Origin of the sequence: Streptomyces sp. NPDC056347 (genome assembly GCF_042262625.1) — a bacterium.
GTDB lineage: Bacteria > Actinomycetota > Actinomycetes > Streptomycetales > Streptomycetaceae > Streptomyces.
Genome location: NZ_JBHJQP010000012.1, coordinates 1 through 13,135, shown reverse-complemented (window position 1 = coordinate 13,135; position 13,135 = coordinate 1). Strand labels below are relative to the sequence as shown.

The following is a 13,135-nucleotide window of genomic DNA, read 5'->3' as shown; positions in this document are numbered from 1 at the left end:
GGTGTGAACCGCAAAGACCCCGAGGCGCGGCAATGCGGACTTCCTCGCACGGGTGTGCACCGGCCGTCACCTGCAAGTCATGGCCATGACACGTGTAGGACGTGAGTGCGCACAGTGCGAAACATTCAATGTGTCGAAGGTCACAGCAACCCGAAAGGGCTTTCTGTTCGCGCGGGGCTCATCGACGCGGTGCGCGGGCCGGACGAGGGCACCCCGCCCGGCCTGTGCCGGGGACGTACGGCGCTGCCGATGCCCGATTCGTTCCCCGCCCCTACCGTGGGGGAATGGCCATGATCAATGTGTGGCGGCCGGGCGGACCGGCCCGGCTGCTCGCGGCGGACGCGGCACGCGCGGTGGTGCTGTTCGTGCTGTCCGTCGTGGCGGCCTCGGTCGACCCGCACCGGCGCACGTTCCAGGTCGGCTGGCCCACCGTGCTCGTGGCGGCGATCGGCTGCGCCGCGCTGATGTGGCGGCGCCGCCACCCGCTCGGCGTACTGGCCGTCACCACCGGCTGCGGCGTGATCTTCCAGCTGCTCGGCGTCCGCGACAGCCCACTGGTGTCGAGCCCGGTCCTGGTCTCCGTGTACACCGTGGCGGTGCGCACCGACCGGCGCACCGCCTGGACCGCGGCCGCCGTATCGGCTGCCGTTCTGGTCGCCGCCACGACGAGCACCACCGGCTCGTGGCTGGAACCCGACACCCTCGCGATGCTGGCCTGGACCGCCCTGCCGGTCGCCGTGGGCGAGGGCGTCCGCTCGCGCCGCGCCTACGTGATGGCCGTCGAGGAACGGGCGGAGCACGCGGAGCGCACCCGTGAGCAGGAGGCGCAGCAGCGCGTGGCCGCCGAACGGGTCCGGATCGCACGCGAGCTGCACGACATCGTCGCCCACCACATCGCTCTCATCAACGCCCAGGCGGGCGTCGCCGTCCACCTGGTGGACCAACGGCCGGAACAGATCCTCACGGCACTGGAGGACATCCGTGACACCAGCCGCTCCGCCCTGGACGAACTACGGGTGACCGTGGGCCTGCTCCGGCAGTCCGACGACCCGGTGGCCCCCCGCGCCCCCATGCCGGGCCTGGCCCAGGTGCCCGCCCTGCTCGCCTCCTTCGAACGCGCCGGGCTGTCCGTCAGCCACACCCGGCGCGGCGACGCCGGACCACTGGACCCGGCCGTCGACCTCGCCGCGTTCCGCATCGTCCAGGAATCCCTGACCAATGTCCGCAAGCACGCCGGGGCAGACCACGCCCGGCTGTCCCTGCACTACCGACGCGAACGCCTTACGATCACCGTCGAGGACGACGGGTCCGCCGGACCGCGCCGTCCGCATCCGGGCGCCGGTCACGGACTGATCGGCATGCGTGAACGGGCCGCCGCCATCGGCGGCCGGCTGCACGCGGGACCACGCCCCGAGGGCGGATTCACGGTGACGGCCGAACTGCCGCTGCGCCCCGGCCGATCCCGCCCCGGACCGGCACGGGATCAAAGGGACGGGCATGACGATTCGCGTACTGCTTGCCGATGACCAGGCCCTGCTGCGGGGCACCTTCAGGATGCTGTTCGACGCCACGGAGGACATGGAGACCGTGGGCGAGGCTTCCGACGGGCGCGAGGCGGTCGAGCTGGCCGCTGCCGAGCAGCCGGACGTGGTCCTGATGGACATCCGCATGCCGGAGATGGACGGCCTGGAGGCCACCCGGCTCATCACCGAGGCGGACGGGGTGGACGGAGCGGACGGGGCCGCCGGGGTCAAGGTGCTCGTCCTGACCACCTTCGAGGACGACGAGCACGTCGCCGAGGCGCTGCGGGCCGGTGCGAGCGGCTTCCTCGGCAAGGGCGCCCGGCCGGAGGAACTGCTGGACGCCGTGCGTACGGTCGCGGGCGGCGAGGCCCTGCTGTCGCCGACCGCGACCCGGGCCCTGATCGCACGTTTCCTGGCCCAGCCGGACCCCTGCCCGGTGGCCGTGCACGAGCGGCTGGCCTGTCTGACGCCGAGGGAGCGCGATGTCACGGCGCTCGCCGCGCTGGGCCTGTCCAACGAGGAGATCGCCGACCGCCTGTTCGTCAGTCCGCTGACCGCCAAGACGCACGTCAACCGGGCGATGACCAAGCTGGCGGCCCGGGACCGCGCCCAGCTCGTGGTCGCCGCCTACCAGTGCGGGCTGGTGAGCCCGAGCGGCCCGGAAGTGCCCGCCTGAGCGGTGGCACGGCGCCCGCGCCCGGCGGCGGCAGTACTCCGGCGCACCGGATACCGCAGCCGTGGTAGTCGCGAATCACTGTGTGCGGACGATGTGCCGGGGGCCCTCGTGGAGGGAGGGTGGGGCCATGAACGGAGGTTTCGCCATGACCGGAGCCCACAGCCCGACCGAGATGTCCGGCGGGAAGCCCGTTGCCGAGGAATGCCGCACGATCCGTGAACAGCTGGCCGCGAACGCGCCCGAGACCCTCGCTCCCGACGAGGCGCGTGCCGTGGGCGCCCACCTGGCGGCCTGCGCCGCCTGCCGTGCGGAGCACGTCCGCCCCGCGGCGGTTCCGGCCCATTTGACCCTGCTGTGCGAGGCCCTCGCCCACGGCCAGGGCCGCGAGCGCCGCGCGGGCGCCGCGGCCGGGCCGGGCGGGAGCGACGGCCCGGTGCAGCGGCGTGGCGCGGAGCGGGCCACGGCCCGGCAGATCACGCTCTCCCAGTGGGTCAGCAAGACCGCCTCGTACGCGGGCACCGGTTGAGCGGCGCCCCGAGCGGCGCCCGCCCGGGCAGGCCCGCCGGGCCACGGGCGGGCGCGGACCCGGTCAGGCGGCGGTGAGCACGCGCCAGTCGCGCGAGCCGATGTCCGCCGGTGTGCCGTCGAGGATCCGGGCGGTACGCGTCGCCGGGTCCAGGGCGACCGTCGCCAGACTGGCCCAGCGCTGCCCGAGCGGCTTGTCCAGGTCCGGCAGACAGGTCACCGCGGGCTCGCCGTCGCCCGTCACCAGCAGCCCGGCGAGCTCCTCGGGCGTGGCAGGCCCCCGCCCCCGGCCGAGACGATCGCGGACGAAGTCGTGGCGCTCGCCCGAGTCCGGCTGGTAGAGCCAGGTCTTCTCGTTTGCGGCGGGTTCCGGGGTCAGGAAGTGGTTGGTACGCACGAGCGTGCCGTTCTCGGCCGGGACCGGGAACACGCCGACCGGGCTCAGGTCGAGCAGCACCGCGTCCACCCCGTCGAACAGCGCGAACGAACCGGACGACGCCAGCGGAGCGGAGCGCACCAGCTCGACGGCCTCGGCGACACTGCCCGCCTCTTCGAGCACGATCGCCGCGAGCACGTGCACGGGGACGCCGCCCACGCCGTCGCGGACGTGCCCGAGGATGTTGAAGTGCAGGGCGAGACCGGCACTGTTGATCCCGATCTTGCCGAGGATGCCGTCCTCGGTGAGACCGACGACGTCGTGCCGGCCGCCGCGGATCTCCTGGGTGTGCCAGGCACCGCTCAGCTCCACGTGCCAGTCCCAGGTCTGGACGCCGAAGGTGCGCGGCGCCGGACCGCCGGCCCCGGTGGTCCGGCGCACCAGCGTGGTGCACTCGCCGGGCGGCACGGTCGCGCTGCGCGCCAGGATCTCGGTGCGCGCGTTGAGGGCGCCGATGCGCCAGGTGTCGATGCCGGAGCCATGGGCGATGCCCTCGATCTCGGCACGGGCGCCCGGACGGAACCGGCCGATGTCGTCGAGGGCGCGTTCGGCGTCCTCGCGCACCCGGGCGGGGGAGATCCCGCCGAGCGCGAAGAGCCGGTCGTACGTGTCGATCGCGGCGGGCAGCGCATCGCGCAGCCGCTCGCCGCGGGCGGTGCCGCGGGCGCGCGGGTCGGCGCCGGTGGCCTCGACGTGACGGCGGTGTGCGGGGCGGGGAATCGGCGTCGTGGTCACGACTGTCCTTTCGCGTGGTGCGGGTGGAGCTGTACGGCACCGCCGACGACCGTCGCGAGTACGGTGTTGCCGGGCTGTGCCTCGGGGGCGAGGCGGAGCGGGTCGGCCGCGAAGACGGTGAGGTCGGCGAGGCAGCCGGGGGCGATCCGCCCCAGTTCGGCCCCGGCCCCGGCGGCGTACGCGGCGGCGGTGGTCATCGCGGCGTACGCCTCGCGCGCGGTGACGGCCTGTCCGGGCTGGACGGGTGCGGCGCCGGACTCCTCGACCGGGCGGCGCAGCTGGCAGTCGGCCAGGCCGATCCGCGGATCGCCGGGGCCGATGGGCCAGTCGGAGCCGAGTGCGACGACGGCGCCGTGGTCCAGCAGGTCGCGGGTGCGCCAGCCGTGGGCCGCGCGCTCGGGGCCGATGCGCCGGGACCAGTTGTCGGAGCCGTCCGCGCGGGTGTGCCGGGTGCCGTGCACGGGCTGGAGGCTCGCCACGACGTCGAGCTCGGCGAACCGGTCCAGCAGGTCGTCCGGGATGGACTCCAGGTGCTCGATGCGGTGCGGGCCGCGGGCGGCCGGGCCCGCCTCCTCGATGACGTCTAGGGCGAAGCGGACGGCCCGGTCGCCGATCGCGTGGGTGGCGGTGGGGATGCCGCGCCCGGCGAAGAAGCGCACCGCCGTCCGGTACGCCTGGGTGTCGCGCCACAGCGGCTCGCGGTTCTCGCCGTGGATGTCGGGCTGCTCGAACCAGGCCGTGCCGTTGTCGGCGGTGCCGTCGAGCATGAACTTGGCGCCCTCGACGTGCCAGCGCCGCCCGCGCAGGCCCTGGAGACCGGCGATCTCCCGCCAGACCTCGGGAGGCGAGTCGGCCGGGACCAGCGGCGAGCACCGGATGCGCAGCGGCAGCTCCCCGTGCTCCTCCAGGTACCGGTACACCGCCTCGGAGGGGTCGGAGAAGTCGAGCGCGTGCAGCCCGGTCAGCCCGCCGCGCGCGAGCTGTTCGAGCTGCTCGCGCACGTAACCGGCGGCCGTCTCCACCGGAACCTCGGGGTAGTGGGCGAAGACCAGGTCCATCGCCTGGAGCTCGACCACGTAGCCGGTGGGGCGGCCGTCCGGTCCGGCCACCACGCAGGACGCGTCGCCGAACGTCTCCCGGCCGGTCAGCCCGGCGAGCTCCACCGCCCGGGGGCTGACGACGAGCGCGTGCGCGTCGGAGGTCATCAGCGAGATCGGCCGTCCGGGAAAGCGCTCCTCGAACACGGAGCCCGCCGGTTCACCGTCGAACACGTTCACATCGAGGTCGTAACCGCTGATCCACTCGTCGGCCGGCCCGGAGCCCACCGCCCTGGCCAGGCGGGCGAACACCTCCTCCAGGGTGGCGGCGCCGGAGAGGTCCACCCCGCTGCCGATGGAGATCGACCCCCACACGGGGTGGGCGTGGACGTCGGTGAGTCCCGGCAGGACGGTGGCGCCCGGGAAGTCGTGGACGAGCGTCCCGGGGCCGCGGAACGCGTCGAGTTCCGCCGCGGTGCCGACGGCGACGATCCGGCCGTCGGTGATCGCGATCGCGTCGGCGGAGGTGTCGGCGGCCTCCCCGGCCAGGTGTTCGATGTGCTGGGCGAGCACGATGAGGTCGGCGTGCACAGGGTTTCCTTCGGGTCTTGCGGAGGGGGCGGATGCGGTGTCCTGCCGGGTCCGGAGCGCGGACGGGGCGCGGACGGGGCGGCCGGGTCCGGAGTGCGGACCCGGCGTCGGTCAGCCGCGTGGGACGGTTCCGAGGGCGCGGGCCGCCGCCAGGTAGACGGCGGCGGCAGTGATCATCCCGGACGGGATCGCCAGGTCGACATCGCCCAGCGCCGCGGCGATCGGGCCGACCCAGAAACTGGTGTTCACCCAGAGCGCGGAGACGAGGCCGCCGGTCACGATGGCGAGGAATCCGGCCCAGTGCACACCGCGGCGGTACCAGAACGGGCCGCCGCGCCGCTGTTCGAGGAGGTCCGCCCCGCTGTAGCGGTTGCGCCGCAGGAGCAGGTCGCACACGGCCACCGCCATGGCCGGCCCGGTCACCACAACGACCAGTTGGAGCATGGTCTGGACGCTGGTCAGGAAGTCGAAGACGAGGATCGCGTACAGCGTCATGACCGTGCCGAGCACCCCGATGATCAGAACCGCGGGGATGCGGGCGAGGCGGACGCCGACCGACTGGATGGAGAGGCTGGCGCTGTAGGCCGTCATGCCGTTGTTCGTCATGGTGTTGACGACGACCGCGATGACGAAGACGGGGATGAACCAGCCCGGCAGGATGCTCTCCAGTGCCGCCTCCGGCTCGCTCATGTCGAGGGTGGTCGCGGCCAGCGCGCCGACCATGGTGAAGAGAGTGCTCGGCAGGTACGCGCCCAGCGCCGTCCACCCGGCGACCGCGAACGAGCTGCTGTCGCGCGGCAGATAGCGGGCGAGGTCGGGGCTGTTGCTGTACGAGAGCGGCGTGGAGGCGATGAGGGTGAAGCCGGTGGCCAGAGCCACGGCGAGCGCGCCGCCCCTGAGCGGCTCGGCCGGTGCGTAGGACCAGTCGGTGTGGGCGAGCACGTACCCCGTGACGACGACGAACACCACGGTCAGCAGCACGCTCAGGGCGGTGTAGAGACGGACGATCGTCGCGTGTCCGAAGATCGCGATGAGCAGTGTGCCACCGGCGATCAGGCAGATGACCGTCGCGTCGACGGCCGAGTTGTCCGGCAGGCCGAACCGGCCCGCCAGGCCGATCCCGGCGACGGAGGCGGCCGACCAGTTCAGCGCGAGATAGGCGGCGGCAATCAGCCAGCCGGTCACCACCAGCACCACCTTGTTGCCCACGACACCGTAGAACGCGCGGCTGATCACCGACCCGCTCGTCCCGGCGACCGGGCCGCTCGCCGCGAGGACGCCGGTACAGATCCACAACAGGTTCCCGGCCGCGATCACACCGAGGGCCTGGGGGAGCGTGAGGCCCATGAGGATCAGCGCGGCGCCGACGACGAAGCTCAGGTAACTGACGTTGGGTGCCGCCCAGACCGCGAACAGCTGCCGCGGCCGGCCGCCGCGTTCGTCCTCAGGGACCAGGTCGATGCCCCGGGTCTCGATGTGTCCCGCGCGCTCGGAGCCGGGTTCGTCCAGGGGGCTCGCGGAGGAGCCGGTCTGTGTCGTGGTCATCGGGGGCCTCTCGCGTTCCGCCGGCCGTCGACCACTATTGGGCAAATGGCCAACTGCATGTTGGTCACACATCCAATAGCGTGTCCCCCATGACGTCAAGACCTCGGCCGGTACGAACTCGCAAGCAGCCCGGTGAGCGCCGCGCGGAGATTCTGCGGACCGCGGCGGTCATCGCTCTGGAGGAGGGGCTGGAGCGCGTCACGCTCCGCCGCGTCGCGGACGAGCTGGGTGTCCGTCCGGGGCTCATCGGCCACTACTTCCCGGCTGCGGACCGGCTGGTGAGCGAGGCGTTCTCGCACGCGGCGACGGAGGAGCGCGGGTCGCTGCTGCCGCCCGCCGAACGCGGACTGGCGGCGGACGTGCGGCTCGCGCGCTTCCTCGTACGCCTCACCGACGGCGCCCACCGCGACCTCAGCCGCCTCTGGCTCGACGCGCGGCACGCCAGCAGGTTCCGGCCAGGACTCCGTGAGGCGGTGCGCGCCGAGGAGTCCGCGACCCGCGACGCCCTCGCGGAACTCATCGAGGAGGGGCGGTCCGCCGGGATCTTCGCCACCGGCGACGCGCTCGGGGCGGCCCTGCACGTCCTGGTCACCGTCGACGGCCTCGGTGTGTACGCGAACGACGACGCGCCGCTGGACCATCCGGTGCTGGAGGGCATGGCCATCGCGACGGCCGAGCGCCTGCTCGGCCTCGCCCCCGCCTCCCTCCGCGACCGCGCCTGACGTGGGCCTCCGCGCCCGCGCGCCCGCGCACCACCCCGCGCCCGCGCACCACCCCGCGCCCGCGCACCACCCCGCGCCCGTGCGCCACCCCGCGCCCGATGCCGCCCGCCCCCGCCCGCCGATCGACACTGTTGGCGAATCCTGTGGCTGAACGTGACGTCGGCCTTCACGACCCGTTGTGGTTGTGAAGGCCGACGTTGTGTTTGGGGAGGGTGTCGGTGTCGTTGCACGCCAGGAAGATCGATGGGGTTCCTGAGGAAACGGCCCGGGTGGCGCGGGCTGCGTTCCCGAAGGGCAGTCTGGCCATGCGGATTCGTGACGAGTTGGGCGAGCTGTTCTCGGACGCGGACTTTGCCGGGCTGTATCCGACCAGAGGGAAGCCGGCGTGGCCGCCGAGCAGGCTGGCGCTCGTATCGGTCATGCAGTTCGCTGAGGGCCTGTCGGACCGGCAGGCCGCGGACGCGGTCCGCGGGCGTCTGGACTGGAAGTACTTGCTGGGGCTGGAGCTGGTCGATCCGGGCTTCGATCACTCGGTGCTCACCGAGTTCAGGGACCGGCTGATCGCCGGAGACGCCGGGATCCAGCTCCTGGACCGGGTCCTTGAGGCCGCCGCGGAGCACGGCTTACTCAAGGCCGGTGGCCGTGCACGCACGGACTCCGCAATCGTGCTGGCCGCCGCGCGGCAGATCAACGGACTGGTACGGCTCGGTGAGACTCTGCGAGCCGCGCTGAACAGCGTGGCCACCCGCGAGCCGGAGTGGCCGGCCGACTGGGTTCCGCCTGAGTGGTTCGACCGGTACGCGATCCGGTTCGAAGACACCCGCCTGCCCAAAGGGAAGGCCAAGCAGACCGAGCAGACCGAGCTGATCGAGCAGATCGGCGCCGACGGGCTGAGCCTGCTTGCAGCCCTGCACGGACCGGACGCCCCTCCGTCCCTGCGCCTGCTTCCGCGGGTTCATACCCTGCGGCAGATGCGGATTCAGCAGTACTTCATCGATGACGGGCAGGTCCGTCGTCGGGACCTGAAGGACTGCCCGCCGGGCGCGCAGCGGCTGGTGACGCCTTACGACACCGACGCGCGGGGAAGCGTGAAACACGGCATCTTCCGGGACGGCTACAAGGTCCACCTCACTGAGGCCTGCGAGCCGGACGGCCCGAACCTGATCACGCACGTCGCCACGACCGACTCCACCGTCCAGGACGTGCGCCTGGTCGCCCCGATCCACGACCACCTCGCCAAGCGTGACCTGCTGCCCGCCCGGCACCTGGTCGACGCCGGCTCGGCTATGCGACAGCCCGGGAAGTAGTCACCGCCCGCCGGGACCACAAAGTTGACCTGGTGGGCCCGATCCTCGCGTCCGCCAGTTGGCAGACCAAGGACGGTGGCGGCTTCTCCCAGGCCGACTTCGTTATCGACTGGGACAACAGGCGGGTGACCTGCCCCAACGGCACCACCACCAGCCACTGGCGAGAAGACCGCTCCCAGTACGGGGCGGCCGTGGTCCGGGCATGGTTCCCGACAGCCGCCTGCCGTCCCCGCAAGGTCCGAGAGCAGTGCACTCGCTCCAACAACAAGTCGGACATGGGCCGCCGGATCGCCCTCCGCCCGCAGGCGGAATATGAGGCGATCCAGCAGGCCCGGGCTCAGGAAGACACCAAGGAGTGGAAGGAGCAGTACGCACACCGGGCCGGGATCGAAGGCACGATCTCCCAGGGAGTGCGAGCCTTCGGCCTGCGTCGGTGCCGGTATCACGGCCTGGCCAAGGCTCGGCTACAGCACCAGCTCGCCGCCACCGCGATGAACTTCCACCGCCTCGACGCCTGGTGGACCGAGACCCCGCGAGCCCGCCCGCGCACATCACACCTGGCAGTCCTCCGGCCCTCCGAGCGCGGTCACAATTCCCCAGGAAGATGCTAAACGCGCCCGGCACAATCTCGAATGGCTGATCAGACCACCGGCGGCCCCGCCTCGATGCGGCGCAGCACCGGAGGGAGGCGGTCCAGGTCGGGGCCGGTCTGGACCTGTCGCTCGTCCCACCAGGTGGCACCGGCGTCGTGCAGGGGACCGATCACGTCCCTGGCCTTCGCCGCGTCCGGGGGCGTGGCACCGCCGAGCACGAACTCGAAGGGGCGCTCGGCCCCGGCTGTACGGTGCTTGCGCACATAACCGACCAGCTCGCGTACCTCCGCCGCGTCTGGCACATGCCCATGCCGGGCCGACTCGAAGAGCGGCACCGCGCCATCCCACCGCGCTGCCCGCCGCATGGGCGCACGACGCGGCCAGAACCCGCCGATCCACACCGGCGGACCGGGCCGTTGCGCGGTGGCGGGCAGCAGCGCCACATCCCGGACCTCGTAGTGCCGACCGTGGTGGTTCACCGCCTCGCCGGACCAGAAGCGGCCCAAAAGCTCCAGTCCCTCGTCCAGCCGCTCGGCGAGTACGCGTGGCTCGGCGGCGTCGCCGAAGCTGCGGTATTCGTCCTCGACCGGACCGCCTAGGCCGGCGGCGAAGATCACCCGGCCGCCGCTGAGGTGATCCAGGGTGGCCACCTGGCGGGCCAGTTGCTGCGGACGGTAACGGGGGACCGGCGTCAGCAGTGTGCCCAGCCGGATCCGGGAGGTCGTCAGCGCGGCCGCGGTCAGCAGCATCCAGGGATCTCCGAAGGGACGCCCTTGGTGCCGACGGTGCAGGACGTGGTCCCAGACGAAGAGCCCGTCCCAGCCGGCCTGTTCGGCGGCCGCTGCCGCCGTCGCGACGTTACGGGGGTCGGCGAAGTCACCGAAGTTCGGGATGTTGACGGAGAAGCGCATCCCAGCAGGATGCGCAGCTGACCACGAAGCAGCAACCGGATTCGGATACAGGTGTCTTCACGGCAGGCTGCGGACCGCGCACGATGCATCAGGATCCCCGAACCAGAGCTGGACGGGCAAGACTGACCCGTCGGGCTCCGCATCACGTGCGGGCCCCGGTAGCTGCTACGTCCACCGCCTGGGGAATGCGTGACCGCCGACACGGATTCGCCAACAGTGTCGCCGATCCGCCGGGGGCCGCGAACCACCCCGCCCCCGAGGTCTTGCGTCCGGATCGGGCCGGGCTCGCATGCCCCCGGTGCCGCGCCCCGCCGCGTCGCCGGCACTCGCCGACACCCTTTCCCCGGCCCCTTGGCTCCGCTCGAACGGGAGAGACTCCATCCGGCTCCCTCCTCGGCTTCGCGAACCGCGGCACCGGACTCCGCTCGCCGACCCGGCCCGACCGAAACGAAAGGCCCTAGACTCCGCGAATGGCGAAATACTTCGACGTGCACCCCGAGAACCCTCAGCGGCGCACTATCAGCAGCGTGGCCGACAGCATCCGCTCCGGCGCGCTCGTCGCGTACCCGACGGATTCCTGCTACGCGCTGGGGTGCCGGATCGGCAGCCGCGACGGCATCGGCCGCATCCGGTCGATCCGGCATCTCGACGACCGCCACCACTTCACCCTCGTCTGCCAGAACTTCGCGCAGCTCGGGCAGTTCGTGCACATCGACAACGACGTGTTCCGGGCGATCAAGGCGGCCACCCCCGGCAGCTACACCTTCATCCTCCCCGCGACGAAGGAGGTGCCGCGCCAGCTGCTGCACCCGAAGAAGAAGACCGTCGGGGTGCGGATTCCCGACCATGTCGTCGCCCAGGCCCTGCTGGCCGAACTCGGTGAGCCGCTGCTCTCCAGCACCCTCCTCCTGCCCGACGAGGAAGAGCCGATGACCCAGGGCTGGGAGATCAAGGAACGGCTCGATCACGTGGTGGACGCCGTGCTCGACTCCGGCGACTGCGGAACCGAGCCCACCACGGTCATCGACTTCTCCGAGGGCGAACCGGAGATCGTCCGCCGCGGCGCGGGCGACGTCAGCCGCTTCGAGTAGCCGCCACTCCCGCGCCCCGCCTCCCCGCGCACCGTGCCGAGGCGCCTCGGCAGGGCCCGGCCGGCCCGCCCCGGCGCATTCGGTATACCATTTTCGGTGTCGTCGGACGAGGAGGGGCGCGTTGTCACGCGAAAGGCCGGTTGAGGCGTCGCCGGGAACGGGGAAACCGCGGGCGTCGCGGGCGGGGCAGGCGATCGCCTCACTGCGCGGCAGCCCGGGCTTCCGCCTGCTGTGGGTGTCGAACCTGTTCTTCTACGGCGGCGCCTGGACGCAGACCATGGTGCTGGGCTGGCTGGTCTTCGACACGACCGACTCCGAGTTCCTGCTCGCCGTCTTCACCGCCGTACGGCTCGCCCCCATGCTCCTGGGCCCCTTCGCCGGAGTGCTCTCCGACCGGTACGACCGGGTGCGGCTGCTCATGGCCGCCTGCCTGTGGGCGCTCGCCGCCGTCGTGGTGGTGGCGGCCATGGCGTCCTCGGGCCAGGTGTCGTACGGGGCGCTGGTCGCCGGGGGACTGGCGATCGGCCTGGCACAGTCCCCGTCCCAGCCCGCGCGCGGTTCACTCGTCCTCGATCTCGTCGGACGGGAGAACCTCAGCAACGCCAACGCGCTGAACGCGCTGGCGATGAACATGACGCAGGTCGTCGGCCCGGCGATCGGCGGGGCGATGATCAGCGCCTTCGGTGCGCCCGCCGCCCTCTGGATCTCCACGACCTGGTACGCGGTGTCCCTGCTCGCGCTCTGGCCGCTGCGCGGTACGGGCCAGGCGGAACGGGGCCGCCCGGAGCCGGTGCTGCGGATGCTCGTCGGCGGCTTCCGTGCCGTCCTGGCCGGCCGGCTCACCGCGGCCGTGCTGTTCGTGACGCTGGCGGCCAACGTCCTGCTGTGGCCGGTCTACCAGGGGTTCATGCCGGTCTTCGCGAAGGACGCCCTGGGCCTGGACGCCGCGGGGCTGGGCTGGCTGCTGACCTGCAGCGGGCTGGGCGGTCTGGTGGGGTCCCTGGTCATCGCCATGCTCGGCGACTTCACGTTCAAGGGCGGCCTGTTCGTACTCGGCACGGCGGCCTGGGGCGCTCTGTGGTCCCTGTTCGCGCTGTCCCGGAGTGTGCCGCTCTCGTTCGCGCTGATGGCCTGCATCGGTCTGATGAGCGCGTCGTTCGGGGTGCTCCAGACCACCCTGCTGCTGATGACGACCGAGCCCGAGGTGCGCGGCCGCGCCCTCGGGCTCCAGGAACTCGCCATCGGCGTCATGCCGGTCGCTTCGCTGGGGCTCGGTGCGGCCGCCGAACTGATGGGGGTCGCGACCACCGCCTTCCTCAGCGGCCTCCTGCTCGTCGCCGTACTGCTGACCCTCGCGGTCCGGGTGCCCCAGCTGGTCCGGTACAGCGGGGTGGGCGCCTCCTGATGCCTCCTCGGGCCGCCTGGTGCGGGAACGGCCCGGCG

The 13,135-nt window shown here is 72.4% G+C and carries 10 protein-coding genes and 1 pseudogene; 7 read left to right on the top strand and 4 right to left on the bottom strand.

Features of this window, described 5'->3' with window-relative positions; all coding sequences use genetic code 11:
• The first annotated feature begins 284 nt into the window (after window positions 1-284).
• The 3 genes from ACFCV8_RS05180 to ACFCV8_RS05170 all read left to right on the top strand — a co-directional run bounded on the left by ACFCV8_RS05180 (window position 285) and on the right by ACFCV8_RS05170 (window position 2,725).
• Window positions 285-1,526, top strand: a complete 1,242-nt coding sequence (locus ACFCV8_RS05180) for a sensor histidine kinase (RefSeq protein ID WP_376683876.1) — start codon at window positions 285-287, stop codon at window positions 1,524-1,526.
• The gene (locus ACFCV8_RS05175) at window positions 1,498-2,199 is read left to right on the top strand and encodes a response regulator (protein WP_376683875.1); all 702 of its coding nucleotides are present in this window, start codon (window positions 1,498-1,500) and stop codon (window positions 2,197-2,199) included. Before ACFCV8_RS05180 ends, ACFCV8_RS05175 begins: the two co-directional genes overlap by 29 nt.
• Before the next feature lie 145 nt (window positions 2,200-2,344).
• A complete protein-coding gene (locus ACFCV8_RS05170) occupies window positions 2,345-2,725 on the top strand; it encodes a zf-HC2 domain-containing protein (protein ID WP_376683874.1) in 381 nt (126 codons plus the stop codon).
• Between the two features lie 63 nt (window positions 2,726-2,788).
• On the opposite strand, the gene ACFCV8_RS05165 is transcribed toward ACFCV8_RS05170, so the two are convergent.
• From ACFCV8_RS05165 to ACFCV8_RS05155, 3 genes are all read right to left on the bottom strand, one after another.
• Window positions 2,789-3,895, bottom strand: a complete 1,107-nt coding sequence (locus ACFCV8_RS05165) for a C45 family autoproteolytic acyltransferase/hydolase (protein ID WP_376683873.1) — start codon at window positions 3,893-3,895, stop codon at window positions 2,789-2,791.
• Window positions 3,892-5,523: an amidohydrolase gene (locus ACFCV8_RS05160; RefSeq protein ID WP_376683872.1), complete on the bottom strand. Its 1,632-nt coding sequence runs from the start codon at window positions 5,521-5,523 to the stop codon at window positions 3,892-3,894. Before ACFCV8_RS05160 ends, ACFCV8_RS05165 begins: the two co-directional genes overlap by 4 nt.
• A 111-nt stretch (window positions 5,524-5,634) precedes the next feature.
• The gene (locus ACFCV8_RS05155) at window positions 5,635-7,068 is read right to left on the bottom strand and encodes a purine-cytosine permease family protein (RefSeq protein ID WP_376683871.1); all 1,434 of its coding nucleotides are present in this window, start codon (window positions 7,066-7,068) and stop codon (window positions 5,635-5,637) included.
• A gap of 89 nt (window positions 7,069-7,157) precedes the next feature.
• On the opposite strand from ACFCV8_RS05155, the gene ACFCV8_RS05150 reads away from it, so the two are divergent.
• Together ACFCV8_RS05150 and ACFCV8_RS05145 are read left to right on the top strand one after the other, a co-directional pair.
• Window positions 7,158-7,790 carry a TetR/AcrR family transcriptional regulator gene (locus ACFCV8_RS05150; protein ID WP_376683870.1) on the top strand — a complete coding sequence of 211 codons (633 nt, stop codon included), beginning with the start codon at window positions 7,158-7,160 and terminating at the stop codon, window positions 7,788-7,790.
• Between the two features lie 218 nt (window positions 7,791-8,008).
• Window positions 8,009-9,708, top strand: a pseudogene (locus tag ACFCV8_RS05145) (IS1182 family transposase).
• Window positions 9,709-9,737: 29 nt separating this feature from the next.
• On the opposite strand, the gene ACFCV8_RS05140 reads toward ACFCV8_RS05145, so the two are convergent.
• The gene (locus tag ACFCV8_RS05140) at window positions 9,738-10,601 is read right to left on the bottom strand and encodes an LLM class flavin-dependent oxidoreductase (protein WP_376683869.1); all 864 of its coding nucleotides are present in this window, start codon (window positions 10,599-10,601) and stop codon (window positions 9,738-9,740) included.
• 470 nt (window positions 10,602-11,071) lie between these two features.
• Between ACFCV8_RS05140 and ACFCV8_RS05135 the strand changes: the two genes are divergently transcribed.
• Both ACFCV8_RS05135 and ACFCV8_RS05130 read left to right on the top strand, forming a co-directional pair.
• Window positions 11,072-11,692 carry an L-threonylcarbamoyladenylate synthase gene (locus ACFCV8_RS05135; RefSeq protein ID WP_376683868.1) on the top strand — a complete coding sequence of 207 codons (621 nt, stop codon included), beginning with the start codon at window positions 11,072-11,074 and terminating at the stop codon, window positions 11,690-11,692.
• A 121-nt stretch (window positions 11,693-11,813) separates the two neighbouring features.
• Window positions 11,814-13,097, top strand: coding sequence for an MFS transporter (locus ACFCV8_RS05130; RefSeq protein WP_376683867.1), 1,284 nt, complete (start codon window positions 11,814-11,816; stop codon window positions 13,095-13,097).
• The last annotated feature ends 38 nt before the right edge of the window (window positions 13,098-13,135 follow it).

Coding starts and splice junctions, on each gene's coding strand:
- ACFCV8_RS05140 (WP_376683869.1), bottom strand. CDS start 10,601: ATGCGCTTCTCCGTCAACATCCCGAACTTCGGTGACTTCGCCGACCCC.
- ACFCV8_RS05180 (WP_376683876.1), top strand. CDS start 285: ATGGCCATGATCAATGTGTGGCGGCCGGGCGGACCGGCCCGGCTGCTC.
- ACFCV8_RS05155 (WP_376683871.1), bottom strand. CDS start 7,068: ATGACCACGACACAGACCGGCTCCTCCGCGAGCCCCCTGGACGAACCC.
- ACFCV8_RS05150 (WP_376683870.1), top strand. CDS start 7,158: ATGACGTCAAGACCTCGGCCGGTACGAACTCGCAAGCAGCCCGGTGAG.
- ACFCV8_RS05170 (WP_376683874.1), top strand. CDS start 2,345: ATGACCGGAGCCCACAGCCCGACCGAGATGTCCGGCGGGAAGCCCGTT.
- ACFCV8_RS05175 (WP_376683875.1), top strand. CDS start 1,498: ATGACGATTCGCGTACTGCTTGCCGATGACCAGGCCCTGCTGCGGGGC.
- ACFCV8_RS05135 (WP_376683868.1), top strand. CDS start 11,072: ATGGCGAAATACTTCGACGTGCACCCCGAGAACCCTCAGCGGCGCACT.